22 protein-coding genes and 1 pseudogene are annotated in these 26158 nt (G+C 61.1%); 10 read left to right on the forward strand and 13 right to left on the reverse strand.

The features are described 5' to 3' along the window. Nucleotides 1-85: 85 nt before the first annotated feature. Together BLU01_RS07805 and BLU01_RS07810 are read left to right on the forward strand one after the other, a co-directional pair. Complete coding sequence (locus BLU01_RS07805) at nt 86-1456, forward strand: MFS transporter (protein WP_092273011.1); 1371 nt, start codon at nt 86-88, stop codon at nt 1454-1456. Continuing rightward, nucleotides 1453-1851: a DUF4440 domain-containing protein gene (locus tag BLU01_RS07810; protein ID WP_092273014.1), complete on the forward strand. Its 399-nt coding sequence runs from the start codon at nt 1453-1455 to the stop codon at nt 1849-1851. Before BLU01_RS07805 ends, BLU01_RS07810 begins: the two co-directional genes overlap by 4 nt. 147 nt (nt 1852-1998) lie before the next feature. Here BLU01_RS07810 and BLU01_RS07815 read toward each other — a convergent pair whose 3' ends face one another. The 4 genes from BLU01_RS07815 to BLU01_RS07830 all read right to left on the reverse strand — a co-directional run bounded on the left by BLU01_RS07815 (nt 1999) and on the right by BLU01_RS07830 (nt 6987). After that, the gene (locus BLU01_RS07815) at nt 1999-2862 is read right to left on the reverse strand and encodes an efflux RND transporter periplasmic adaptor subunit (protein WP_092273017.1); all 864 of its coding nucleotides are present in this window, start codon (nt 2860-2862) and stop codon (nt 1999-2001) included. Nucleotides 2863-2887: 25 nt separating this feature from the next. Beyond that, entirely contained in the window at nt 2888-3088 is a 201-nt protein-coding gene (locus BLU01_RS07820) for a DUF1656 domain-containing protein (RefSeq protein ID WP_092273020.1), read from the reverse strand. Then, nucleotides 3078-5273, reverse strand: coding sequence for an FUSC family protein (locus BLU01_RS07825; RefSeq protein ID WP_092273023.1), 2196 nt, complete (start codon nt 5271-5273; stop codon nt 3078-3080). The genes BLU01_RS07820 and BLU01_RS07825 overlap by 11 nt, the downstream gene beginning before the upstream one ends. 190 nt (nt 5274-5463) lie before the next feature. Next, nucleotides 5464-6987: an efflux transporter outer membrane subunit gene (locus tag BLU01_RS07830; RefSeq protein WP_092273026.1), complete on the reverse strand. Its 1524-nt coding sequence runs from the start codon at nt 6985-6987 to the stop codon at nt 5464-5466. A 325-nt stretch (nt 6988-7312) separates the two neighbouring features. On the opposite strand from BLU01_RS07830, the gene BLU01_RS07835 reads away from it, so the two are divergent. From BLU01_RS07835 to BLU01_RS07845, 3 genes are all read left to right on the forward strand, one after another. Next, nucleotides 7313-8281, forward strand: coding sequence for a LysR family transcriptional regulator (locus BLU01_RS07835; RefSeq protein WP_092273029.1), 969 nt, complete (start codon nt 7313-7315; stop codon nt 8279-8281). A gap of 181 nt (nt 8282-8462) precedes the next feature. Then, nucleotides 8463-9437: a 2-hydroxyacid dehydrogenase gene (locus BLU01_RS07840; protein WP_092273032.1), complete on the forward strand. Its 975-nt coding sequence runs from the start codon at nt 8463-8465 to the stop codon at nt 9435-9437. A gap of 180 nt (nt 9438-9617) precedes the next feature. Continuing rightward, nucleotides 9618-10127 (forward strand): DUF2165 family protein, encoded by a 510-nt coding sequence (locus BLU01_RS07845; protein WP_092273035.1) that lies wholly within the window; start codon nt 9618-9620, stop codon nt 10125-10127. Nucleotides 10128-10156: 29 nt separating this feature from the next. Here BLU01_RS07845 and BLU01_RS07850 read toward each other — a convergent pair whose 3' ends face one another. Further along, nucleotides 10157-11077 (reverse strand): DMT family transporter, encoded by a 921-nt coding sequence (locus tag BLU01_RS07850; protein WP_092273038.1) that lies wholly within the window; start codon nt 11075-11077, stop codon nt 10157-10159. A gap of 307 nt (nt 11078-11384) precedes the next feature. On the opposite strand from BLU01_RS07850, the gene BLU01_RS07855 reads away from it, so the two are divergent. Next, on the forward strand, nt 11385-12260 hold the full coding sequence (locus tag BLU01_RS07855) for a helix-turn-helix domain-containing protein (RefSeq protein WP_092273041.1): 876 nt from the start codon (nt 11385-11387) through the stop codon (nt 12258-12260). A gap of 209 nt (nt 12261-12469) precedes the next feature. Here BLU01_RS07855 and BLU01_RS07860 read toward each other — a convergent pair whose 3' ends face one another. The 6 genes and pseudogenes from BLU01_RS07860 to BLU01_RS07885 all read right to left on the reverse strand — a co-directional run bounded on the left by BLU01_RS07860 (nt 12470) and on the right by BLU01_RS07885 (nt 18898). Beyond that, the gene (locus BLU01_RS07860) at nt 12470-14899 is read right to left on the reverse strand and encodes a TonB-dependent siderophore receptor (protein ID WP_092273044.1); all 2430 of its coding nucleotides are present in this window, start codon (nt 14897-14899) and stop codon (nt 12470-12472) included. A gap of 245 nt (nt 14900-15144) precedes the next feature. Next, nucleotides 15145-16134, reverse strand: coding sequence for a FecR family protein (locus tag BLU01_RS07865; RefSeq protein ID WP_092273047.1), 990 nt, complete (start codon nt 16132-16134; stop codon nt 15145-15147). Continuing rightward, nucleotides 16131-16694: an RNA polymerase sigma factor gene (locus tag BLU01_RS07870; protein ID WP_092273050.1), complete on the reverse strand. Its 564-nt coding sequence runs from the start codon at nt 16692-16694 to the stop codon at nt 16131-16133. Before BLU01_RS07870 ends, BLU01_RS07865 begins: the two co-directional genes overlap by 4 nt. Continuing rightward, nucleotides 16694-17017 carry a DUF3325 domain-containing protein gene (locus tag BLU01_RS07875; RefSeq protein ID WP_092273052.1) on the reverse strand — a complete coding sequence of 108 codons (324 nt, stop codon included), beginning with the start codon at nt 17015-17017 and terminating at the stop codon, nt 16694-16696. The genes BLU01_RS07870 and BLU01_RS07875 overlap by 1 nt, the downstream gene beginning before the upstream one ends. Then, nucleotides 17017-18668: pseudogene (locus tag BLU01_RS07880) on the reverse strand (PepSY-associated TM helix domain-containing protein). Before BLU01_RS07880 ends, BLU01_RS07875 begins: the two are co-directional and overlap by 1 nt. After that, the gene (locus tag BLU01_RS07885) at nt 18593-18898 is read right to left on the reverse strand and encodes a DUF3649 domain-containing protein (protein WP_092273055.1); all 306 of its coding nucleotides are present in this window, start codon (nt 18896-18898) and stop codon (nt 18593-18595) included. The pseudogene BLU01_RS07880 and the gene BLU01_RS07885 overlap by 76 nt, the downstream one beginning before the upstream one ends. A gap of 176 nt (nt 18899-19074) precedes the next feature. Between BLU01_RS07885 and BLU01_RS07890 the strand changes: the two genes are divergently transcribed. From BLU01_RS07890 to fecA, 3 genes are all read left to right on the forward strand, one after another. After that, on the forward strand, nt 19075-19563 hold the full coding sequence (locus BLU01_RS07890) for a sigma-70 family RNA polymerase sigma factor (RefSeq protein WP_092281519.1): 489 nt from the start codon (nt 19075-19077) through the stop codon (nt 19561-19563). Beyond that, nucleotides 19560-20489 (forward strand): FecR domain-containing protein, encoded by a 930-nt coding sequence (locus BLU01_RS07895; RefSeq protein WP_092273058.1) that lies wholly within the window; start codon nt 19560-19562, stop codon nt 20487-20489. The genes BLU01_RS07890 and BLU01_RS07895 overlap by 4 nt, the downstream gene beginning before the upstream one ends. A gap of 128 nt (nt 20490-20617) precedes the next feature. Beyond that, on the forward strand, nt 20618-22954 hold the full coding sequence (gene fecA / locus BLU01_RS07900; protein ID WP_092273061.1) for a TonB-dependent Fe(3+) dicitrate receptor FecA: 2337 nt from the start codon (nt 20618-20620) through the stop codon (nt 22952-22954). 79 nt (nt 22955-23033) lie between these two features. On the opposite strand, the gene BLU01_RS07905 is transcribed toward fecA, so the two are convergent. Continuing rightward, entirely contained in the window at nt 23034-23441 is a 408-nt protein-coding gene (locus BLU01_RS07905; RefSeq protein ID WP_092273064.1) for an HPF/RaiA family ribosome-associated protein, read from the reverse strand. A 213-nt stretch (nt 23442-23654) separates the two neighbouring features. Continuing rightward, nucleotides 23655-24602 (reverse strand): LysR substrate-binding domain-containing protein, encoded by a 948-nt coding sequence (locus tag BLU01_RS07910; RefSeq protein ID WP_092273066.1) that lies wholly within the window; start codon nt 24600-24602, stop codon nt 23655-23657. A gap of 135 nt (nt 24603-24737) precedes the next feature. On the opposite strand from BLU01_RS07910, the gene BLU01_RS07915 reads away from it, so the two are divergent. Then, nucleotides 24738-26114: an L-serine ammonia-lyase gene (locus BLU01_RS07915; RefSeq protein WP_092273069.1), complete on the forward strand. Its 1377-nt coding sequence runs from the start codon at nt 24738-24740 to the stop codon at nt 26112-26114. The last annotated feature ends 44 nt before the right edge of the window (nt 26115-26158 follow it).

The raw sequence follows: 26158 nt of genomic DNA on the forward strand, positions 1-26158 counted from the left end.
AATTTTGACAAACTAGCAGGCAAACCAGCGTTTTCCTAACCGCGTCAGCGCCCTACCCTGCAGGCCTTATTACAGGGATGTCGCCATGACCTACCGCTCGAAAGTCGCGCTGGTGTATTTGCTGGGCTTCGCCCTCGACCTGCTGAACATGTTTGTCGCGAGCATTGCCTACCCGGACATTGCCCGCGAGTTGCACGCTTCAGTCACCGAACTGGCGTGGATCGGCAACGCCTACATGCTCGGGCTGACGCTGATCATTCCGCTGAGCGTGTGGCTGGGCGCGCGGATCGGTGAGCGGCGGCTGATCCTCGCGTCCTTGCTGCTGTTCGGCATTGCCTCGGCGATGGTCGCTCAAGCCGGATCGATTGAAAGCCTGATCGGCTGGCGGCTGCTGCAAGGGCTCGGTGGCGGATTGTTATTACCGGTCGGCCAAGCCTTGGCCTATCGACAGTTTCCACCGGCGCAGCGTGCGCATTTCACCGGCGTGGTGTTGCTGGTGGCGCTGATGGTGCCGGCCCTGTCGCCGGCGGCCGGCGGATTGATTGTTCAGGCGTTGTCCTGGCGCTGGATTTTCTACTTGAACTTGCCGGTGGCGTTGCTCGCCTTCGGGCTCGGCACGCTTTGGTTGAAACCGGAAAAAGCTTCGACCGAACTCCCGGCACTGGACGCCTTGGGCCTGCTGCTGGCGATGACCGCCCTGAGCCTGTTGTTGATTGCCGTGAGCCTGTTGAGCGAGCCCGCCACGCGCATTTTCGGCCTGCTCGGGCTGATCCTCAGCGCCGCTGTTGCGGCGTTGTACCTGCGCGACGGCTGGCGCAAACCCACGGCAATCCTTGACCTGCAACTGATCAAAAATCCATCACTGCGCCTGGCGATGCTGATCTACCTTTGTGTCCCCGGCATTTTCACCGGCACCAACCTGATTGCCGTGTTGTACCTGCACGAACTCGGTTTCGCCGCGGCGCAAATCGGTGCGCTGATGTTGCCGTGGGCGGCCGGTTCGGGGGTGGCGATCATGTTGGGCAAACGCAGTTTCAATCGCATCGGCCCCAAGCCGCTGCTGATCAGCGGCATGCTGTTGCAATGCCTTGGCATTGTGCTGCTGATGAGCATCGAACAATCCGCCGGCGCGCTGCTGATCATTGCCTACGCCGTGATGGGTCTGGGCGGTAGCTTGTGCAGCATCACCGCGCAGACCTTGGCATTTGTCGGCATAACGCCGGAAAAAATGGGCCACGCCAGTGCGCTGTGGAACATCAATCGCCAACTGGGTTTCTGCCTCGGCGCAGCGCTGTTGAGCTCATTGCTCGGCGCGCTGGGCACTCAAGGCTTCAACGATTGCTTCATCGCCGCCGCACTGCTGACGCTGGTGCCAATGGTCGCGGTCCTGCGCTTCGACTCAACGAACGTGCTGGCCCTGCTAACCTCTCCTCCCCTTCAGGAAAAATCCGCATGACTGACTACACCGATTATTTTGACGAAGTGATCCAGGCCCATGTGGCGATTGAACAATGGTTCGCCGTGGAGGAAGACGCGGCGGCGCTGGAGAAATTACTGGAGCGTTTCTCGCCGCAGTTTTCGATGATTTCACCGTTGGGTCGGGTGCTGGATTTCGCCGAACTGTCGGCACTGTTTCGGATGGCGGGCGGGCAGAAACGCGGGTTCAGGATTGAGCTGAGCGAGCTGAACGGGATTGCCTTGCACGCGGGCGGCGCGACGGTCAGCTACCGCGAGCAGCAAACCGATGATACGGGGCTGCACTCGGATCGGAGGTCGACGGTGGTGTTTGAAAAACAGCCTGGTGGGCAGATCGTCTGGCGGCATTTGCAGGAGACATTCTGTCAGGGCTGACACAGCGCTTTTGTGGCGAGGGGGCTTGCCCCCGTTCGGCGGCGAAGCCGTCGCAAAACCTGCCTGCAAGGTGCGTCCGGAAGAACCGGGTTGCGAGATAAGGGGCTGCTGCGCAGCCCAACGGGAGCAAGCCCCCTCGCCACAGGGTTAAGCGCCGTTCTCTTGTTTCACCACTACCGTGCAGGTAATGCCGGCCGCCAGCAGCACGCCTTCCGGCACTTCATCGATGTGAATCCGTACCGGCACCCGCTGCGCCAAACGCACCCAGTTGAACGTCGGGTTGACGTCCGCGATCAACTCGCGACTTTCCGGGTTGTCGCGGTCGTAGATCCCGCGCGAAATACTCTCGACGTGGCCCTTCAACACTTCGCCGCTCATCAGTTGCATGTCGGCCTTATCACCCACGCGCACGTGAGGCAGTTTGGTTTCTTCGAAGAAGCCGTAGACCCAGAACGAGTTCATGTCGACCACGGCCATTTTCGCCTCGCCGATGCGCGCGTAGTCACCGCGATGGACGTTGAGGTTAGTGACGTAGCCGTCGACCGCCGCCCGCACTTCGGTGCGTTTGAGGTTCAGTTGCGCCGCTTCCAGTTGCGCCTGCGCGTGTTGGTAATCGGCCAGCGCCGAGTCGGCAATATTGCTCGCGTCGTCGCGGTTTTCTTTGGAAATGACCAGCGCGTCCATGTCGGCGCGGCGATGCGCGTTGACCTTGCGCATCTCCCAGGTGGCCTTGCGTGACGCCACCAGCGACTGCGCCTGTTTGACCGCGATGCGGTAATGCTCGGGGTCGATCTGCATCAGCAAATCGCCCTTTTTCACCAGTTGGTTATCGCGCACCGGCACGTCCACCACTTCGCCGGTGACGTCGGCGGCGACATTGATGATGTCGGCGCGCACCCGGCCATCGCGGGTCCACGGCGTGTCCATGTAATGCACCCACAAGGTTCGGCCAATCCAGATCGCAAGGGCCAGCACCAGCAAAGTCGCGAGCAGGCTGAAAAGCTTTTTCATCAGAGCCTTCTTCAGTGAGAGAGAGTCAACGGTAAACAGTCAGCGCCAGAGCGCCGAACAGACAGGTAAACAGGCTCAGGCGCAGCAGCGCCGGGTGCCAGAAAAAGCGGTACAGATCGAACCCGGACAGAAACCGGTCGAGCGCCCAGGCCAGCGCCGCAGCGATGAAAAACATCAGCGTCATGGTCGGCATGTAAATGCCGTGGAAAGCGATTTCACGCGGCATGTTCGAGTCCTTTGGCGGGGGTTTTCAGGTACGCGGTGAGCGGCGATTGCGGGTCCAGCAGCGAGGTGCGGATGAAGTGCAGATAACTCTTCACCCGGCGCAGCGCCGAGGTATCGAAGTGCGGCGCGAATGGCTCATCGGTGGCTTGCACGCGGCTGATCGCATGATCGACGGCGATCAAGCCGCGCTCCAGATTGCTCTGGCTCGGTTGCAGAAACAGCCGCACCAGCGAGCGCCCCATCACGCGGATCGCCTGGCGCCACGGCTGCGATTCGGCATACGCCGGGTGCACCGGCAGAATCGCCTGTTCCTTGCGCAACTCGATGATCGCGTGGCCGACTTCCAGCACCACGAACATCCAGCGCAACAAGTCGCGCTGCACGTGCGGCTGGCCGACCGCGAGGCCGTAAGCCTGGTGCAGCAAGTCGCGCGTGCGGCTCTCGAAACTTGAGCCCAGGCCCTTGAGTTTGCCGCTGATCGCGTAGACCACTTGCTCGCGCAGATCCTGCTCCAGGCGCCGCCACAACCAGCGGCTGTTTGGCGGCAGGATGATCGCGCCGGCGGCGGCGCACACCAGCATGCCGAGGACCATGGCGATGTAGTCGTTGATGAAGGTGTAGGGGTTGTAGACCGTGAGGTTATCGGGCACCGAACCGGTGCTGAAGAAGATCAGCAGCCCCAGGCCCACCCCGGCGTATTGCGGGCGCGAAGTGAGGAATGAACCGAGCACGATCACCGGCGCCAGCATCACGCACAGCAACGGAAAACCGTCGATCCACGGGAAGATGAAAAACATCTCGACGAAGCCGATCAACGCGCCGAGCAACGTGCCGCAGGCCATCTGAAACGCCATGCGTTTGGGGTTCGGCGTCGCCGCTGAAAGCCCTACGGTGGCGGCGGCAATCAAGGTCATCGTCGCCCCGCTCGGCCACGCCGTCGCCACCCAATAACTGCCGAGCACGATCAGGATGAACGACGCACGAAGCCCCGAAGCCGCCGACGCCAGCCAGTTGGTTTGCGGGGTAAACGGTTCATCCCATTGTTCGCGGGCATGCGTGTGATCGGCCAGCGAGGCGTGGGTCTGTGCATAACTGTGCAAGTCGTCGACGAAGCGATAAAGCAGTTCGTACGCGGTGTGGAAATCCAGTTGCTCGGCGTCGCTTGGCTCGCTCTCCTGGAACGTCGCCCGCAAGTGGCGCACGCGCGTCGGCAAGCCTTCCTTGTAAACACTCAGCGCGGTCACCAGCCGCGCCGCATCGGCGTCGGTCAAGGCGCGGCCGCTGAAGCCGTCGAGCAATTCGGCGAGGTCCTGCAAACCCGGTTTGATCGCCGCGACCACGTGGTCGGCGGCGCTGCTGCGCAAGCGTTCGAGCAACTGGTGCAAGGCATTGAAGCGCGTGGTGATGCTCATGAATTCGCTGTTCAAGCGGCTGAGCCGACCGTTGCGCCGACGCATGTGCGGGTCTTCGAACACGGTGACGCTGCGCAAGCCTTCGAGGCCGACGGCTTCGGCGATGAAGCGCACGTTGCTCGCTTCAAACGCCTCGCGTTGACTGCGACCGCGCAAGCCATCGGTGACGAACAACGCGAACACGCCGAAGCGCTGATACAAAGCGTTGCGCATCGCCGCGCCGGAGGTTTGCGGGAGAATGGCGGCGCTGATCAGGGTCGAGCAAATGATCCCCAAGGAGATTTCCAGCACGCGCCAGACTGCCGCCATGAACGCGCCGTCGGGGTGCGCCAATGCCGGCAGGCCGACCATCGCGGCGGTGTAACCGGCGAGCACAAAACCGTAGGCGCGAAAGTTGCGATAACGCGCGGCGCCAGCGGTGCACAGGCCTACCCAGATCGCCAGTGAGCCAAGGAACAGTTCAGTGTTTTGCGCGAACAGCGCGATCAGCAACACCATCACCGCCGACCCGGCGAGCGTGCCGAGGAAGCGATAGAAACTCTTGGCCAAGACATGGCCGCTTTGCGGTTGCATGACGATAAACACGGTGATCATCGCCGTGCGCGGCTGCGGCAATTCCAGGCGCATTGCCAGCCACAAGGTCAGGAACGCGGCGAGCAGCACTTTGAAAATATAAACCCAGGTCACGCCATCGCTGCGCGCCCAGTCGTAAAAGCCCCGGCGCCATTCCAGGGAATGCAGCCAGCGCAGCGGTGCGGGCATAGTCCTGTTCATTGAGAAGAAACCTGAGTCGGACGAAATCCCGTGGAATCACGGGCACCTGTGGCGAGGGGGCTTGCCCCCGTTCGGCGGCGAAGCCGTCGTAAAACCCGTGAACGCGGTGTGTCTGAAAAAAACCGCTGGCCGGTTTTGGGCTCGCTTCGCAACCCAACGGGGGCAAGCCCCCTCGCCACAGGGCTGGTGTTCAATTCAAGATTCTCTGCACCGCACTGGAGATAGTCGCCGGGGTTTTCGGCGCGGCGGTCTGGCGGTCTGTCGGCGCGTCGCTGCCGGCACCGAGCCCGCCGCCCAACGCCGTCACCAACTCCGCGTGCGCACTCAACCGCGCCGCTTGCACCTGTTGCTGCACCTGCTGCTGTTTGAACAACAACGTCTGCGCATTCAGCACGTTCAGGTAATCGGTGAGCCCACGCTGATACGCAATCATCGCGATGTCGTACGTCTTCTGCGCCGTGGCCACCGACTCGGCGGCAAAGGTTTGTTGCTTGTCCATCGACTCGCGGCGGATCAACTGATCGGAAATGTTCTTCAGCGCATTCACCAGCGTCTGGTTGTACTTGGCGACAGCAATGTCGTACCCGGCCGAAGCTTCACCGAGTTCCGCGCGCAACCGCCCGCCGTCAAAAATCGGCAGCGAGATCGCCGGGCCGACGCTGTAGTTGAGTTTCTTGCCGGTGAGGAACTCCAGCGCGCCGCCGCCCGTGGCCATGTAGCCGAGGCTGCCGACCAGATCGACGTTGGGATAAAACCCGGCGTGCGCGACATCGATGCCCCGCGCCTGCGCCGCGACTTGCCAGCGACTGGCGACCACGTCCGGGCGTTGCCCGAGCAATTGCGCGGGCAGCGACGACGGCAATTTCAGCGCCGCGCCCAACGCCAGGGTGGGCCGCTGCAATTGCGCGCCGGCGCCAGGACCAAAACCTGCGAGCGCTGCCAGTTGATTGCGGCTGAGGGCGATCTCTTCGTCCAGCGCATCGATCTGCCGATGGGTTTCCGGCAGCGGCGTTTGTGCCTGGCTGACTTCGAAATGCGTGCCAATGCCGCCGTCCAGACGCTTCTGCGCAAGGTCGAGAATCTGCTGTTGTTGCTGCAGCATCGCCGCAACGATGTCGCGTTGCGCGTAGTGCAGCGACAGTTCGATGTAGGCGCGCACGATGTTGTTCTGCAATTCGAGCTGGGCCAGCCGCGCTTCGGCGGCGCTCATGTGCGCGAGGTCCACGGCGCGTTCGCTGGCATTGGCTTCGCGGCCCCAGAGGTCGAGGGCGTAGCTGAAACCCAGCGCGGCGTTGTTGTCCCAGGTGGTGGTGTTGGAGAGTTCGCCGGGGCCGTAGAACTGATCGGTCGGCCAGTTGTGGCGCTTGAGCGTAGCGTCGCCATTGATCTGCAATGACTCGGCGGCTTCGGCAATCCCGGCCATCGATCTGGCCTGGCGCACACGGGCGCTGGCCATGGCAATACTCGGGCTGCCCTGCACGGCGAGGTCGATCCAGCGGTTCAGTTGCGCATCGCCATAGGCCTGCCACCATTGGGCGGTGGGCCAGTGAGCGTCTTGTGCAGCGTTGCGAATGGCTTCGTCGGTGGCCAGCGAATCAGCCTCCAGTGCCGCGCCTTGCGGGCCAATGCCATGGGTACCGATGCAGCCGCTGATTGCCAGGGTTAAAGCCAAAACACTGAGCGTCTTGAGCGCTCTGTTGATGCGACGCGGCACTGCTGCAAATTCCTGAGAAGGGGGAGGTACGAATTACTGTGGGAACGGACACCGCAACCCTTGTGGAAGCGAGCTTGCTCGCGATTGCGGTCTGGCATTCAACAATGATGTCGACTGACACTCAGCCATCGCGAGCAAGCTCGCTCCAACAGGGTGTGTGCCGTACGCCAGTTCCTGCGGTGGCGGCAATTCTATGGGGACGCCTGAACGGCGATAAGCTGGGAATCCTGTGAATCTTTGTTACCGTTAACGCGATAATCCCTTTGTCGGGGTCACCGCCCCGCAACTTCGTGTCACAATTTGCCATCGAACCCGAGAGCACCCCATGGACACTTTGCAAAACATGCGCGCCTTCAGTTACGTGGCCGAGGCCGGCAGCTTCACCGCCGCCGCCGTGCAACTGGACACCACGACAGCCAACGTCTCGCGCGCGGTCTCTAATCTGGAGGCCCACCTGCAAACCCGCCTGCTCAACCGCACCACCCGCCGCATCGCGTTGACCGAGGCCGGCAAGCGCTATTTGCTGCGCTGCGAGCAGATCCTCGCCTACGTCGAAGAGGCTGAAGCCGAGGCCAGCGACGCCCACGCCCGCCCCGCCGGCCAACTGAAAGTGCACACCATGACCGGGATCGGCCAGCACTTCGTGATCGACGCGATTGCGCGCTATCGCAAGACGCACCCGGACGTGACCTTCGACCTGACCATGGCCAACCGCGTGCCGGACTTGCTCGACGAGGGCTACGACGTGTCCATCGTGCTCGCCAGCGAACTGCCGGATTCGGGTTTCGTCTCGCAGCGCCTCGGCATCACCTACAGCATCGTTTGTGCCTCGCCGGCCTACGTCAAAGCCAATGGTTGCGCACAAAAACCCAGCGACCTGCTCAACCACGCGTGCCTGCGCCTGGTGAGCCCGGTGATTCCGCTGGAGAAATGGACCTTCGACGGCCCCGATGGCCAGGAAATGGTCACCATCAATAGCTCACCGTTCCTGGTCAATTCCGCCGACGCCATGAAAACCGCGATCACCAGCGGCATGGGCGTCGGCGTGCTGCCGGTGTACGCGGCCATCGAAGGCCTGCGCAACGGCACGCTGGTGCGGGTGATGCAGAACTACCGTTCGCAGGAACTGAACCTGTACGCCATCTACCCCTCGCGCCAATACCTGGACGCGAAAATCAAAACCTGGGTCGAATACTTGCGCGGCTCATTGCCGGAAATTCTCGCAGCGCATCAGGCGGAATTGGCCGCGTATGAGTTGAGTGGAAGTATGGTGGGCGCCCGCGTAGCCACCTGATCCCCAACGCCTGCAGGAGCAAAGCTTGCTCGCGAAAGCGCTTTGTCAGCCAACAATGATGTTGAATGTTCGGCCGACTTCGCGAGCAAGCTCAGCGCCTACAGGTTTACCGGTGTTCACCGCACGGCGGAAGAATGTTAGCGTGCTTGGCATTATTCCCGACCCGCCGAGCCTTGCGAACATGAAAAAGACTGTCCTCGCCTTCAGCCGCGTCACCCCGGAAATGGTCGAACGCCTGCAACAGGATTTCGACGTTATCGTGCCGAATCCGAAAAACGGCGACATCAACGCCCAGTTCAACGAAGCCCTGCCCCACGCCCACGGATTGATTGGCGTGGGCCGCAAAATGGGGCGCGCGCAATTGGAGAACGCCGCCAAACTGGAAGTGGTTTCCAGCGTTTCGGTGGGCTACGACAACTATGACGTGGGCTACTTCAACGAACGCGGGATCATGCTCACCAACACCCCGGACGTGCTGACTGAAAGCACCGCCGACCTGGCGTTCTCGCTGATCATGAGCAGCGCCCGTCGCGTCGCCGAGCTGGATGCGTGGACCAAGGCTGGGCAATGGCAAGCGTCCGTCGGCCCGGCACTGTTCGGCTGCGATGTGCACGGCAAGACGTTGGGCATCGTCGGCATGGGCAATATCGGCGCAGCGGTTGCCCGGCGCGGTCGGCTCGGTTTCAACATGCCGATCATCTACAGCGGCAACAGCCGCAAGACCGATTTGGAGCACGAGCTCGGCGCGCAGTTTCGCAGCCTTGACGAGTTGCTCGCCGAAGCCGATTTCGTCTGCCTGGTGGTGCCGCTCAGCGACAAGACCAAGCACCTGATCAGCCATCGCGAATTGGCCTTGATGAAGTCCAGCGCCATTCTGGTGAATATCTCCCGTGGCCCGGTGGTGGACGAACCAGCGCTGATCGAGGCACTGCAAACCCAGCGAATTCGCGGCGCCGGACTCGACGTTTATGAGAAAGAACCGCTGGCGGAATCGCCATTGTTCCAGCTGAAAAATGCTGTAACCCTGCCGCACATCGGCTCGGCGACCGGTGAAACCCGTGACGCAATGGCCAATCGCGCGCTGGCCAACTTGCGCAGCGCATTGCTCGGCGAACGCCCGCAGGACTTGGTCAACCCGCAAGTCTGGAAGGGCTGAATATAGCCGGGCAAGTGTATTAAGCACTTGCCCGTTTATATAAACTTCTGCTGCTTTCAACATTTAATCAGCGCCTGCTACACACTTTGAAATTCAGTCCAACACCGAAAAACCGAATCGCACTATAGACTCCGCCCCGTTACTCAACTTATAGAGTTCTGGCTACGGAGAGCATATCCATTGAACACCCTGACCACTGATCTGCTTGTCAGATACAGCAAAGTATTACTCATGGCATTTTTCAGTATTTTTGGACTATTGGTGATGTTCAGCAACTTCACCGACTATTCCACAAACTATGAATATGTCGGCCACGTCTTGAGCATGGACACCGCATTGGATCAGGAGAGCGTCAGCTATCGGGCGATTACCTCACCGATGCTGCACCACCGGATTTACTGGATCATCATTACCCTGGAAGTTCTTTACACCGCGTATTGCCTGATCGGCACCTATTACCTGTTCAAAAATCTGAAGACATCTGCAGCCGAATTTCATGAAGCAAAAAAGTTGTGCATTATCGGGCTGTTGATCGCGATATTTGTCTATTACCTGTGCCTGCAAGTCATCGGCGTCGAATGGTTCAACATGGACAAATCGACAACCTGGAATGCCAAGGACTGGGCGCGGCATATTGTCGATTTCATATTGCCGTTATTGATTTACCTGACACTTAGAATCGAGCGCTGACTGTTGCAGCGCCCGATGTTTATATCAACTCAAGCCAGCTTGCCGTTGCTGTTGCTGTTGCCGTCGTTAAGGATGAGCGGCGGTTTCGGTTTACGAAACACCAGCACGTTGCCGAGCATCACCAACACCAGCCCGAACAGCGCCGGCGCGGTCCATTGATAGCCTTCGGCATAGGCCGAGACATTTAGTGCGACCACTGGGAACAACACGGTGCAATACGCCGCGCGCTCCGGGCCCATGCGCCCGACCAGCGTCAGGTAGGCGGTGAAACCGATCACCGAGCCGGGGATCACCAGGTACAGCAACGAGCCGAGGTAGCGTGCATTCCATTCGATGTCGAACGGGATGCCTTTGACCAGGCACCAGACGGTCAGCATCGCTGCGCCGTAAGCCATGCCCCAGGCGTTGGTGGTCAAGGGTTTGAGCCCGGCTTTCTGTTGCAGGCTCGAAAGCATATTGCCGGCCGAGAAACACAGAGTTCCGAGCAGCGCCAGCGCCAGACCCAGCAAGGTTTGCGGGCTGGCGGTGTGCCCGGCCAGCTCCGGCCAGAACAACAGCCCCAGCCCAAACAACCCCAGCGCACCGCCCATCAAAACGTTGCGGGCGATCCGCTGGCCGAAAAACACCCGCGCATTCAGCGCGTTCCATAGCGTTGCGGTGGAAAACACCACGGCGACCAGCCCGCTGGGGATCCACTGGCTCGCGGTGAGGAAACACATGAAATTGATGCAGAACAGGCACAAGCCCTGCGCCAGGCAAATCAAGTGCCCGCGCCGGTTCATCACTTGCAGGCGCCGGCTCAGCAGCAACATTACAAACAGCACCAGCGCCGCGAGGCCGAAGCGATAAACGATCGACACCGGAATCGCCACCACGCCCAGTTGCAGTTTCAAGGCAATCCACGTGGTGCCCCAGATCAGCACGGTGAGCAGGTAGAGGGAAAGGTTCATGACGATGGCTCCGGGGCAGCGTTATTGATGGGTGAGCGACAAACTTTTTTTGCAATGACGGCTTTGTGGCAGGTGTGTTTTGTTTGACTGCAGAGCATTTCTGGCATCAGGGATATTGGTGGCGAGCAAGCTCGCTCGCCACAAAGCGCGTTTGCCACCGGTCCTGCACTCGCCAGTAATCTCGAATCAGGATTTCAGTGTGCTTCGCCCAACCAACGCGCACTTGCATAAACTTGCGCTTTTGTCGGCGGACGGGCTGGCACGCGGATGTCTACGGAGTAGGATGCGAAACGTTGGAGAGACGATCATGCCCGCACTGGAAACCCTGCAAGTTTTTCAAGCCCTCAACCGCTCGCCGAATGCTCGTCTGGAGCATAGCGCCGAGCTCGGTGACGGCATGGCTGCAGCTTTGTGGAGCAATCATCACGACGCGCAGGATTACGAAGCGCCGAGCCACCACACCCTGTCCTGCTACATCGCCGGCGGCACCGGGACGTTTCGCCGCGACCAGCCCGGCACCAAGGGCGGCCCGGACAAGCTGTGCATTCTGCCGGCCGAGCACCAGTCGGGCTGGGTGATCAATGGTGATATCCGCCTCGCGCACCTGTATTTCAGCGCCGAACAATTTGCCCTCGGTTGCGTCACCTTGCTCGACCGCGAACCGCGCGAAGTGCAATTGCGCGAGTGCACTTTTCTCGACGATCCGCAGCAGGCGCGGCGCTTTCGGCAGATGCTGACGCTGAACTGGAACGAGCCCGGCGAACGGCTGCTGACCAGCAGCCTGGCGCATGAAATGCTCAGCCACGCGTTGCTCAGCCAGGTCGGCATGCGTCAGGGTTTGCGGCTCAAGGGCGGGCTTGCGGCGCATCAGCGGCGGCAATTGGTCGAGCTCATCGACAATCAATTGGCAGAGCCGATCAGCCTCGGGCAATTGGCGGCGTTGTGCGCGTTGTCGGAATACCACTTTGCGCGAATGTTCCGCGAAAGCTTTGGTTTGCCACCGCACCAGTACGTGTTGGCGCGGCGCATGAGCCGGGCGCGGGAATTGTTGCGCTCGACCTCGCATCCGCTGGGCGAGATTGCCCTGGCGTGCGGGTTTGCCAGCGCGAGCCATTTCACCAATCGGTTTCGCCAGATGTTGGGTGGGACGCCTGGGGAGTATCGGTTGGCGTTTTTGCGGTAGACATTGGGGGGTGGGGTGTCATTGAGATCTACCCCTCTCCCTAACCCTCTCCCCAAAGGGGCGAGGGGACTGACCGAAGTGTTCTTGGAGCCACATCGACCTGAAAAATCGAGCCGAACTCAGGCTTTGAAAGCAATGAAGATCAGCTCCCTTCCCCCCTCTCCCCTCTGGGGAGAGGGCTGGGGTGAGGGGTGGCTTTTGATCCAGCCTCAAAACTCCAATGTGCTGGAGAGCGACACCTGCCGCGAATCACCCATCGACACAAAAAACCGGCTCGCTGCCGAGGTGTAATAAGTGCGATCAAACAGGTTTTTCACGTTGAGCTGAAACTTGACCTTCTGCCCTTCAACCTTGGTGTCGTAAGTGGCAAACGCGTCCGCCACGGTATAACCCGGCAAGTCGAAATCGTTCACCGCGTTCCCCGCCCGCTCGCCGACATAACGCGCCCCCGCGCCGACGCGCAATTGGTCGCCACCGACGATGCTGCCGAAGTCGTAAACCGCCGACAGCGAACCGCTGTTCTTCGCGACATTCTGCAGTTTCTTGCCTTTGTAATCCGGGTCTTCGATGACTTCGGCGTCGGTGTAGGCGTAGCTGCCGATCAGGCTCCAGCGGTCGCTGAGCTGGCCGCTGACATCGACTTCCAGACCTCGCGAACGCACTTCACCGGCCGCGCTGTAAATCGTCGTCGGGCCTTCGGAGTTGGCGATCAGTACGTTGCGTTTCTTGATGTCGAACAGCGCGACGTTGCCGGTGATGCGCCCAGGCATTTCCAGCCGCGCGCCGATTTCCCACGACTTGGCTTCCTCCGGCGCGACGCTGCCATCGAGCACCACACTGCTGCCGCTCAGCGGCGCAATGGTCGAGTTGGGTTTGAACGATTCGGTGTAGCTGCCGTAGAACGACAACTCATCGGTGTAGCGATAAACCAGCCCGGCACGCGGCACCCATTTCTGCCCGTTGCTGTCGGTGTTGGCCTTGAACGGCACGCCTTTGCCGGCGTACTGGTCGTACTCCTGGAAGCGCCCGCCGGCGACCAGAATCCACTGATCGGTGAGGTGAATCGAGTCCTGCACAAACACCGAATCGCTGCGCAGTTGATCGGTCTGCGCACTGTCCGCCGGGCTCACAGTCGTACCCGCCACTTCGCGGCCATACACCGGATTGACGTAGCTGAAGGTGCTCAGGCTTTTCTGCCGGATCAGGTCTTCGCGGTAGATTTTGCGGTACTCGTCATCGACGCCGAACACCAGGTCGTGCTGCAGGCCCAGCACATTGACTTTGCCTTCGAGGCTGGCGGTGGTGAAGCGGTCGGTGCTGATCGCGTTTTGCGTGCCGTCCATGCTCCGGGTCAACGTGCCTTTGTTGGTGTCGATGGCGGTGACACGCACTTGGCTGGCGTCATAGGTTTCGCGGTTCCAGCTGTAACCGAAGTGCGCGCTCCAGTCGTCGTTGAACTGGTGATCGGCTTCGAAGTGATACAGGTCCGAACGCCCTTCCATGTTGTTGAACGGTTCGTCGAGGCGCTCTTTGCGCGAGATGTCCAACGGGTGATTGGTGCGCGGGTCGATGATCGTGCCACGGTCGAATGGCGTGAGGAATTCGCGGTGTTCGTAGGAGAACAACAGCTGGGTGTTTTCGCCGAACCAGGCCAGCGACGGCGCGACCAACGTCTCGCGGTGCGTACCGAAATTGCGCCAGTAATCTTCGTCTTCGTGGTCGAGGACCATGCGGTAAGCCAACCCGGAATCGCCCAGCGCGCCGGTGCTGTCGAGGCCGCCGCCGCTGCCGTTCTTGCCGTCGCCGTAGGTCGAACCGCGCAACGTCAGCGCGTTGTATTGCGTCAGTTCGGGTTTCTTGCTGACCATGTTGACCACGCCGCCTGGGTCCTGAATGCCATAGAGCAGCGACGCCGGGCCTTTGAGCACTTCAACGCGGTCAACGGTGGCGTTCATCCCACGGCCCTGAATCACCGGCATGCCGTCGCGCATGATCGAGCCGTTGCGGTTGTCGCCGAAACCGCGAGTCATCACCGAATCCTGGGTGCTGGCCAACGTGTTGCCCTGGGTGATGCCGCTGACATTGGCCAGCGCATCATCGAGATTGCGCGGCGCCTGATCGCGGATCACCTGCGCCGGGATCACGTTGATCGTCTGCGGGGTTTCCTGCAGCAGCGCCGAGCTGCGCATCACCGAACTGGTGGGCGGCGGCTGATAGCTCATGGTCTGGTCGAGCACCGAAGTGATGGTGGTCGCGCCCAGATTCAGTGCGCCTTCGGTGGGCGCCGGTTCAAGCGCCAGGGTGTGCGCGTCGGTGCGGCGGAAGGTGAATCCCGAACCGCTGAGCAATTGCTGCATGGCTTGTTCGGCGCTCATTTGCCCGCTGACCGCTGGCGCATTCAGGCCGTAGGGCGCTTCGTCGGTGTAGACCACGCTGATGCCGGTGATGCGGCTGAAATCACTCAAGGCCTGCGGCAGCGGCTTGGCGGCCATGGCGAAATTGAACTGCGTACGCGGTTGCGTGCTGGCGGTTTCAGCAGCCAACGCGACGCTCAGCGGCAGCATCGCCAATGCCGAAAAACTCAGCGCCGAAGCGCCGAACCACTGTTTGACCGAACCCGACTTTGCCCTGGACTTCATTGCTCATGACCTGTGTAGAACCGCAACGGGATGCGAATGACTCGCAGTTTCAGTCACTACACGGATGGGGCTCGGGTTTACCTCATCAATAATTTGAAATTATTTTTATTTCGAGTGAAGGGGTGTCTGGTCGGCCGCCATCGCGAGCAAGCTCGCTCCCACAGTGGATTGTTGGTGAACCACATTTTTGCGGCAAGCGCATATCTCCTGTGGGAGCGAGCTTGCTCGCGATGGCGCCGGATGCCTCACCGCAAAATAATGATTTGCCCCAAAACTTCGCGCTGCTCAAATCCCAAAACGCCCTGCAACGAACTCAACACCGCTTGCGGGTCCTTGCTCGGAAAACTCCCACTGACCCGCCGCGCCGCTAGCTCATCGTTGAGCAACAAAATCCGCCCTGGGTAATACCGGCGCAAATCCTCGACCACCTCGGCCAGGCTCGCCTTGTAGTAATTCAGCCAACCCTGGCGCCACGCCAGTTGCGCGTCGCTGTCGACCGTCTGCAACTTTTCCGCCGCACCTTCGCCATAGGCGACCTGCTGACCCGCCGTCAAAATCTGCTGCTGCGCATTGCGCTCCGCCGTCACTCCGACCCGTCCGGACAACACCGTAACCCGCGCGCCATGCGCTTGCAGGCGCACTTCGAATTGCGTGCCGAGCACCCGCGCCTGGCCCTTTTCAGCATCCACTACAAACGGTTCGCCGGTGTGCGTCACGTTGAAAAATCCGGCGCCGCGGCGCAGCTCGACGTGGCGTTCGCCGCGGCTGAAATCCACCGCAATCGCGCTGTCGGCATCGAGCGTGACCTGGGTTTGATCGGCCAGCGTGATCGTGCGAATTTGTCCCGGTGCCGAGACGTAATCGGCGCCCAGATCATCCGCCCAGCGCAGCGGTTGCCACCCCGCGCCAACGCCGATCATCAGCACCAGACACGCGGCCATCGCCAACGCCCCGGCCCAGCGCCGCACGCTGGAGCGCCGCGAATTGTTCATCGCGTTGAGATAACCCTGCAGCGCCACGGTGTCTTCGTCGGCCAGCGTGCGCGCCGGCGCTTCGCTCAATTCCCAGATCACTTGCGCCTGCGCGTACGCTTCGGCGTGTGCCGGATCGGCCTGCAACCAATGGCTGAACGTCAGCTGATCGCCGCTGCTCGGCTGATCATGCAACAGACTCAACCAAGCAAAAGCCGCCTGTTCCTGAGCGGGCGTCGGGGTGACGCGTTGGGCGTGGTTCACGGTGCTTTCCCTGGCGTGCGCGGTTCGGGTTCCCGCAGGCTGGCCTTGCAGGCGTCGAGGGCGCGCATCATATGTTTTTCCACGGCACTTTGGGACAGGCCCATAGCCTGGGCGATCTGCGCATACTTGCGCCCGTGAATGCGGTTGAGCAGGAAGATCTGCCGCGTGCGCTCGGGCAACGCGCGCAACGCCGCTTCGACGTGACGCAAATCGTTGCCCGCCTCCAGCGCGGCTTGCGGTTCGCTGGCCTGACTGTCCGGCTCGTCCGGCATCCAGCCCTCGTTGACGCGCACGCGCGTGCCTTCGCTGCGCAAATGATCGATGGCGATGTTGCCGGCGCAGCGCAGCAAATAGGTGCTCAATTCCTCAACCTGCACCAGCGGCCGCCGCCAGAATCGCAGGAACAGATCCTGCACCAGATCCGCCGCCGTCGCCCGGCAGCCAACCCGCCGACTGACCAGCGCTTCCATCTGCGAACGCTGGGACAGGAACACCTGAAGAAAATGCGCACGCGCGCCGCGGTGTTCGTCGTCGTGGGATTCCGGCGGGCTGGCGATCATCAAGTCAACACTGCGCAAACCGGGCTGGCGATCAGACCCAACGCCGCCAGCGACAACGCCAGACGCGGGCGATACGGCAGCAGCAACACCAGCAGCAGAGCGCTGAACATCAGCACCGCAAACCATTCCACCAAACCCAGGCCCCAGCCATTGGCGGACACGCCGGCCCACAGCGACAAGGTCAGCAACAGCCAGCCGCCGACGCGCATGACTTGGCGGCGCCGAGCGGTGGGTTTGCGCCCAAGCAGGTCAGCGTGATGACGATCCATCGATAAACACAGCGCGGTGAAACCGCCGTAGCAGAGCAAAAGAGCCAACAGCATCAGGTCGCCTCATGCTCAAGGGTGACAGCACGGGCGCGCTGGCGGGTGGTGGTTTCGGTGCGGCCCGAGCGCTGCATTTTCCACGCCGCCCAGCCAAGGAACAGGCCGCTGCCCAAACACGTCAGATCAAACCCGGCCATCGCCCAATCGCCTTGCGCCAATGACACGCCGAGGTGATGCGCGGTGGTCAGCGCGTTGAGCAACGGCACGGTACAAAACAGCAACGCCGCCAGCGCCAATTGCTCGACCCACGCCGCGCGGCCCCGACGAAATATGGCGTGCAGCAGGCTCAAACCCCAGGCGATAAAGAAGCTGTTCACTTCCCAATCCGCGCGCTCGGCCAAGCCGATCGGCAACAGGCGATTGGCCCAGAAAAATGCGGCCACGGCGATCACCAAGCCCGACATGCTGGCGATATTCAGCACTTCCACCAGGCGCAATTCAAACGGCATCACTGCGCTTTTGGCGTGCTTGAGCTGCCGCTTGCCGAGCCAGATCACCAGCCCGGTGCCGATCATCGCGGTGCCGGCCATGCCGCAAATAAAGTACAACCAGCGCAGCACCGGGCCGGCGAAATGGCCCATGTGCAAACCGTAAAAACTCCCGGCAATCGCCATCGGCAGCGCTTGTTCGGCCGTCTTGCTGAGCAGTTCGCCGCTGACCGCATTGAACGTCACCGCGCGCCCGAAGCTGTGGACCACACTGTCGCCGCTGTCGCGTTGCACCACCGCCGACGCATTCGCATCGCCCGGATTGTTCACCGACAAGCCCGCGACGCGACCGCCCGCCCACTGCTCGCGCGCCTGTTCCAGCAGCGGCGCCAACGGTGCCAATGGCGCTGCCCGGCCCGCCACCGCCGGGGTGTTCGAGGCCGGGAATACTTCGTCAAAAAATCCTCTGGCATTACCGTCGTACGCCGCGAGAATGCCCGCCGGCATGACCATCGACATGAAAATCACCAGGCTGCTGTAGGTGATCATCAAGTGGAACGGCAGCACCAGCACGCCGACCGCGTTATGCCCGTCTAGCCAGGAGCGCTGGCCCTTGCGTGGGCGGAACGTGAAGAAGTCCTTGAAGATTTTTTTTGGGTGATGATCCCGGTGATCAGCGCGACAAACATCAGCATCGCGGCGATGGTCGACAACCAGCGACCCCACGGATAAGGCATTTGCAGCTGAAAGTGGAACCGGTAGAAAAACTCGCCGCCCATGCTTTCGCGGCCCTGCACTTCGGCGCCGGTTTGCGGGTCGAGAATTTTCGTGGTGAATTGGCCGCGTTTGCCGGGTTCGGCCGGCGCTTGCTGCCAGCGCACGGTCAGCGCCGGTTCGCGCGCGGTTGGCAAGTCGATCAACCACCGCGAGGCGTTGGGCGCGTGCTGCTGAAGATAACGTTGCGCGAGGCTCACACTGGCTTCGGAAGGCACCGCGCGCGCGGGAATTTCCGGCTGCATCCAGTGCGTGGTTTCAGCCTTGAAATACGCGAGGGTGCCGGTGAGGAAAATCGCGAACAGCAACCAACCGAAGATCAGCCCGACCCAGGTGTGCAGCCACGCCATCGCTTGGCGAAATCCCTCTTTCATGAGTGGCCCATCCAGTACGCCAAGGCCGAAACTGCGCCCAGTACCACGCTCGGCACGAGCATGCCGAGCCATGCCTGCCAGGCGCTGCGACAGGCAAAACACCAGAGCACCGCGACCAGATAAGCCAGAAACGACGTCATCATCCCGGTGACCACCGCTTCGGCGCGCGCCATCGGCAGCCACAGGCTGAGGCTGACACTGGCCAGCGCGGCCACGACGTAACCGCCCACCACTGCCGCCAAAACCCGCGAAGTGACGGCCAATCTGTAGGAAACGGGAAGCATGGAAATCTTGCCTTTCATGTCTCGACCTTGAAACCCGGTGAGGCGCCGTGAGCGTCACGGACCAACAAGCGCGCAATATTAATGATAAATATTCTCATACGCAAAAGAGATCCGATTGCCGGATGCAGTTCGCCTCCTTACAATGCGAACAATTCTTGTTCTCTAATGTATGCGCATGTGTCGGAGTGGTTCTGTTGTCGCCAGCCAATACCGTCGAAATCCTCTATCACGACCATCACAACTGGCTCACCGGCTGGTTGCGGCGCAAGCTCGGCTGCCCGCGCAGTGCCGCCGATCTGGCGCAGGACACGTTCATCCGCGTACTCACCGCCCGCGAAACCCCGCAGATCCTCGAGCCGCGCGCCTTCCTGACCACCATTGCCAAACGCGTGTTGTTCAACCATTACCGTCGCCAGGATCTGGAACGCGCCTACCTTGATGCCTTGGCGCAGATGCCCGAAGGCGTCGCGCCGTCCGAGGAAGAGCGGGCGATCATCCTGCAAACGCTGATCGAGCTCGACCAGTTGCTCGACGGCTTGCCGCGTCTGGTCAAACGCGCTTTTCTGCTGGCGCAGCTCGATGGCCTGACCTATCCACAGATTGCCGCCGAGTTGGGGATTTCCATCGCCACGGTTAAACGGCACCTGAACAAAGCGGCGATGCGCTGCTATTTCGCTTTATGAACGGCGCGCAGGATTTTCCCGCGCAGGTCGCCGAGCGTGCCGTGCACTGGTTGATGGAAATGCAGCAAGGCCCGTTGAGCCCGCGCCAGCAACACGCCTGGCAACAATGGCACGACGCGCACAGCGAGCATCAACGCGCGTGGGAGCATATTCAGCGCGTCAATCAGCGCCTGCGCGGTTTGTCCTCGCCGCTGGCTCACGCGGCACTTAATGCGCCGAAATCCACCAGTCGTCGTCAGGCGTTGAAGCTGCTGCTGATTCTCGGCGCCGGTTCGGCGCTGACCTGGGGCATGCGCGAGCACATTCCGTTGACGCCGTTGCTGGCCGACTATCGCAGCCCGGTTGGCCAGCGCCGCAAAATACCGCTGGGCAATGGCAGCCAGTTGCAGCTCAACACCGCGAGCGCCGTGGATGTGCGCGAGGGTGGTTTGATTCGGTTGCTGGAGGGCGAGTTGCTGCTGAGCGCCGCGCAGGCGTTTCGAGTGCAGACCGCACAAGGCGTGTTGAGCACGCAAGGCGCGCGGCTGAATGTCCGGCAATTTGCCGATCGCACCCAGGTTGCGGTTTTTCAAGGGCGTGTCGAATTGACGCCCGAGGGCGGTGCGCCGACGCTGCTGCAAACTGCGCGACAGCTGAGTTTCGGCCCGCGCGGCATCGGCAATCCGCAGCCGCTGGATGCCAACAGCGGCGCCTGGGCTGACGGCATGCTGGTGGCGGCGCACATGCGTCTGGGGGATTTTCTCGATGAGCTGGGACGTTACCGTCGCGGCCAATTGAATTGCGCTGCTGAAGTCGCCGACCTGTTGATTTCCGGGACCTATCCACTGGATGACAGCGAACGGATTCTGCAATTGCTGGAAATCAGCTTGCCGGTGAAGGTCAAGCGCTTTACCCGGTATTGGGTGACGGTAGAAGCCCGCGTCTGAACAACTCCAAGCCCCTCCCCACAGGGGCCAGTCAGTAAAATTTTTTCGAAACACGTGAGCCGTTTTTCAGATCTGGCGTGACAGAGAAGGAAAGCCACCTTGATTCCCTCTTCTCAGGATCGTCGTCCATGCCCTCCACCCGCCTCACTCCGCTGGCCCGTACTGTGCGCCAACTCTTGCTCGGCGCCAGCCTGACCCTGGCGGCAATCACCGCCGCGCAGGCCGCCGACGCCAAGCCGTACCACATCGCGCCGATGTCGCTGGAAAACGCCCTCAATCAATTCGGCCGTGAAGCCGGGGTGTTGATTTCCTTCGGCTCGCAAGTCACCAGCGGCGTGAAAAGCCGTGGCCTGGAAGGCAACTTCACCACCGAACAGGGCTTGAACGCTTTGCTCGAAGGCACCGGCCTGCAAGCTCGGGCCGAGGGCGACAATGCCTTCAGCCTGCAACCGGTGGAGCAAGCGGCGGCGCTGGAGTTGGGCACCTCGACGGTGGTCGGCGACTGGCTCGGCGACGCTGCGCAAATCAACGTCTTCGAGCACCCCGGCGCGCGCGATGTGATCCGTCGCGAAGAGTTCGAGCGCCAAGGCGCAACCCAAGCCAAGGACGTGCTCAACCGTATCCCCGGCGTCAACGCGCCGGACAATAACGGCACCGGCAGCCACGACATGGCGCTGAACTTCGGCATCCGCGGGCTCAACCCGCGCCTGGCTTCGCGCTCGACGGTGTTGATGGACGGCATCCCGGTGCCGTTCGCGCCTTACGGCCAGCCGCAGTTGTCGTTCGCGCCGATCAGCATGGGCAACATGGACGCGGTGGACGTGGTGCGTGGCGGCGGCGCCGTGCGTTATGGCCCGCAGAACGTCGGCGGCGTGGTCAACTTCGTCACTCGCGCGATTCCCGATGAGCCGACGGTCAAGGGTGGTTTTCAAACTGAAACCGCTCCTTCGTCGAGCCACGACGGCTTCAAAACCACCGGCAACCTGCTGGCCGGCGGCACCGCCGACAACGGTTTGGGCGGCGCGATTCTGTATTCCGGCACCCGCGGCGGCGACTGGCGCGAACACAGCGATACGCAAATCGACGACTTGATCCTCAAGGGCAAATACCAACTCGACGACGCCAACAGCTTCAACGCGATGGCGCAGTATTACGAAGGCAAGGCCGAGATGCCCGGCGGCCTCAATGTCGCCGATTACGATGCCGATCCGTACCAGTCCACGCGCCCGAAAGATCAGTTCTGGGGCCGCCGCACGATGTTCAATTTCGGCTATCGCTATCAGCAAGATCGCCGCGAATTCACCGCCAACACCTTTTTCACCAAAACCCTGCGCAGCGGTTATCTGGATCAGGGCACGTTCCTCTCGCTGTCGCCGCGCGAGTATTGGGTGCGTGGTCTGGAAACCCGTTTCGCCCAGGGTTTCGACCTCGGCCCGACCAGCCATGAAGTCGGCGTCGGCTACCGCTACATCAACGAGGCCGGCCATGAATTGCGTTATCGCGAGCCGATTGCCAACAACACCTATCCGACCACCAACAGTCGCAACGACCGTGACACCCGTGGCGGCACCGAGGCCAATGCGTTTTTCATCGATGACCGGATCGACATCGGCAAGTGGACCATCACGCCGGGGATTCGCTACGAGATGATCGAATCGCAGCAAAACAACAACCTCACCGGCGTGAAGTACAAGGGTGACTACAACACCGCGTTGCCGGCGCTGAACGTGCTTTATCACGTCACCGACAACTGGAACCTCTACGCCAACACCGAAGGTTCGTTCGGCAGCGTGCAATACAGCCAGATGCCCAACCGCGTGAGCAGCGGCGAAGTAAAACCGGAAAAGGCCCGCACCTGGGAACTCGGCACGCGCTATGACAACGGCGCGTTGCGCGCGGAAATCGGCGCGTTCCTGATCAACTTCGACAACCAGTACGAAAGCAACCAGACCAACGATTCGGTAATCGCTCGCGGTGAAACGCGCCATCAAGGTATCGAAAGCAGCATCAACTATGCGCTCGACGACTTGAGTCCGGCGCTGGCCGGTTTTGATGTCTACGCCACTTACGCCTATGTCGACGCGACTATTCGCGAAGACGGTCCGAACAAGGGCAACCGTGTACCGTTCTCGTCGAAACACAAAGGCACGATTGGCGTCGGTTACACCGAAGGCGCGTGGAAATTGAACGTCGACAGCAGCTATCAGAGCGACCAGTTCGCCGACAACGCCAATACCTCGCGCGAAAGTGCCGATGGCAGCACCGGCAAGATCCCGGGGTATATGCTGTTCAGCAGCCGCGCGGCGTATGACTTCGGGCCGCAGTTGTCGGACCTGAATGTGGCGGTGGGCGTGAAAAACATCTTCAACCACCAATACTTCACCCGCTCGTTTGATGACAACAACAAGGGCAAGTATGTCGGCGAGCCGCGCACGGTGTATGTGCAGACTTCGGTCGCGTTCTAAGCGTTGGTCAGCACAAACAAAAACGGGCCTGCATAAGCAGGCCCGTTGGTCAGTGGATGGTTGATAAGGGAATCAGGCCTCAGCCGTTTTGTGCGGCCTGTTCGTTCTCCAGAAACTCGTCTTCCAGCAGCGCATCGGCTGCAACTCGCTCGAACGGCTCAATAGCGGCACGTGGCTTGCCCCGCAGTTTGCCGAACAAATGCTCAAGCGCGTGTTCAAGTTTCTCGGCCGCCCCGTCGATGGCCAGTTCCAGGGTATCGGCTTTATGGGTCACAGAAATCGGTTGGTGGCCTTTAGGCCGCGCTTCCAGTTGGCAGCGTTTGTCATGTGGGCCGGGCTTGTCGCCGTTTTCGTCCCGCAAATGGACCTCGATGCGGGTCAGGTCCTCTTCATAACGTTCGAGCGTGCTCTCAATGGTAGTACGTACCCACTCCTCCAGTCGGATGCTGCTTTGAATATGGTTATCACTGTTGACTTGGATTTGCATAGTTCATCCCTTATTTCAGCTAGCTCGCGAGAGGCCTGTCGGCTGGCACTTGGGCGTCATCACCGTGGCCTCTTACTTACACAATCGGTCTGCTCGCAGAACATTTCAACCCCTAAAAAAAGATAAATATGGATTCGCAAAAAAAGCCGGACAACCGCCAAAAGCGCTGTTAAGGTCGGGAGTTGGGTCGCCACAGTTCTCTGTCACAATTGCTCACATCTGCTGCTCCGCCAGTGGATGCAGACTCCGAAACATCCCCGCCTCCTCCACCAGCCAGTCATGCACCGCGCGCACGCCCGGATGGCTCAGCGCGCCCGGCGCATACAGCAGCACATAGCGTTTATGGTTCGGCACCGCCAGGCCAAACGGCACAATCAACGTCCCGCGCTCCAGTTCATCGTTGAGCAACGTGCGCCGCGCAATCGCCACGCCCATGCCGGCAATCGCCGCTTCGATGGTCAGGTGATTGCGATTGAAGGTGTGTCCGCGCCGTACGTCGGCGCCTTCGAAGCCGATCGCATTCAGATAAAACTCCCACTCCGCGTACTCATAGCTGCCGCGCCACGCCGTAATGTCGTGCAGCAGCGGAAAGTGCATCAAGTCCGCCGGACCGTGCAACGGCGGGCGACCGCGCAGCAGGCTCGGCGCGCACACCGGGAAAATCTGCTCGTCGAGCAAGGCTGTGGATAACAGCCCCGGATAGCTGCCGTCGTTCAGGTCAATCGCCAGGTCGAAGTCGCCCTCGTGCAATGGCACGCTGCTGTCCTCCGCCACCAGACGCAGTTGAATGTCCGGGAAACGTTGCTGCAAACGCGGCAAACGCGGGGTCAGCCACTTGCTGAGGAACGATGGAATTGAGCGCAGACGCAAAATCCCGCTAATCATTCCGGCGTCCAGTCGTCGCAATTCCGCGTCAATGCTGCCGTAAGCCTCGTTGACGGTGATAGCCAATCGCTGGCCTTCGGCGCTCAATTCGACGCCGCGAGCACGGCGGTGGAACAGGCGAAAACCCAGGCGCTCCTCCAATTGGCGGATTTGCTGACTGACCGCACCCGGCGTGATGTGCAGTTCTTCAGCACAACGGGTGAACGACAAGTGCCGCGCGGCACAGGAAAACACGTGCAGCCAGACGTAAGTCTGGGCATGCAATTGACGACTCATCGTTTAGTCCTGCTAAAGGCTGTCTTAGGAAGTTTCGTTGGTCACGTCGGACCGAGGTGGCCAGTATCGCCGACATTGCGCTTGTCCTACAAAAATGGCAGCGATTTCTCTTCCATTGCTTGTATAGGCTTTAGCATGGCTATCAGTGTTTTCGATCTCTTCAAAGTCGGCATCGGCCCGTCCAGTTCCCATACCGTCGGCCCGATGCGCGCCGCCGCGACCTTCGCGCAAGCCTTGAGCGACCAGCAATTACTCGGCGACGTCCGGCGCGTGGAAATCCGCCTCTACGGCTCTTTGTCGGCCACCGGCGTCGGTCACGCCACCGACCGCGCCTGCGTCATGGGGCTGATGGGCGAATGGCCAGACAGCATCGACCCGACGTCTATCGATCCACGCATCCAGACCCTGCGCGAAACCGGCGAACTGTCCCTCGCCGGCCAAACCACGATTGCCTTCAACTGGCAGCGCGATCTGCTGTTGCTCGAAGAAAGCCTGCCCTACCACCCCAATGCGATGTCGCTGACAGCCTTCGGCGAAACCGGCGAGCTGTTCGAGCAAACGTACTATTCAGTGGGCGGTGGTTTCATCATCGAAGCGGCCGAGGCCGAATCCGGTATCGCGCCGACCAGCGACGTGGTGCTGCCATACGATTTCTCCAGCGCCGCCGAACTGCTCAGGCTGTGCAACCAGCATGGCTTGCGGGTTTCCGAGCTGATGATGGCCAACGAACTGGCTTGGCGCAGTGAAGCTGAAATCCGTCAGGGTTTGCTGCACATCTGGTCGGTGATGCGCGAGTGCGTCGAGCAAGGTTTGCACCACGAAGGCATCTTGCCTGGCGGTTTGAACGTGCCGCGTCGCGCGGCGAAATTGCACCGCAGCCTGTTGGAAATCGGCAAGCCGAATGTCATCACCTCGACGCTGTCGGCGATGGAATGGGTCAACCTGTTCGCCCTCGCCGTCAACGAAGAAAACGCTGCCGGCGGGCGCATGGTCACTGCGCCGACCAACGGCGCGGCGGGGATCATCCCGGCGGTGCTGCACTACTACATGAAATTCAACCCGGACGCGTCGGACGATGACGTCGTCGCGTTCTTCCTCGGCGCGGCGGCAGTCGGCATTCTGTGCAAGAAAAACGCCTCGATCTCCGGCGCCGAAGTCGGTTGCCAGGGTGAAGTCGGATCAGCTTGCGCCATGGCCGCCGCCGGGCTCGCCGACGTGCTCGGCGCGACGCCCGAGCAACTGGAAAACGCCGCCGAAATCGGCCTCGAACACAACCTCGGCCTGACCTGCGACCCGGTCGGCGGTCTGGTCCAGGTGCCGTGCATCGAACGCAACGCGATTGCGGCGGTGAAAGCGATCAACGCCACGCAAATGGCCCTGCGCGGCGACGGCAAACACTTCATTTCCCTCGACCGGGTGATCCGCACCATGCGCGATACCGGCGCCGACATGCAGGACAAATACAAAGAGACTTCACGGGGCGGCCTGGCGGTGAGCTGGGTGGAGTGCTGAGGCGCATTCCCGACCGTCCGTAACACGTGAGCCCGAGCAAAAAT

This window comes from Pseudomonas prosekii, from assembly GCF_900105155.1.
GTDB lineage: Bacteria > Pseudomonadota > Gammaproteobacteria > Pseudomonadales > Pseudomonadaceae > Aquipseudomonas > Aquipseudomonas prosekii.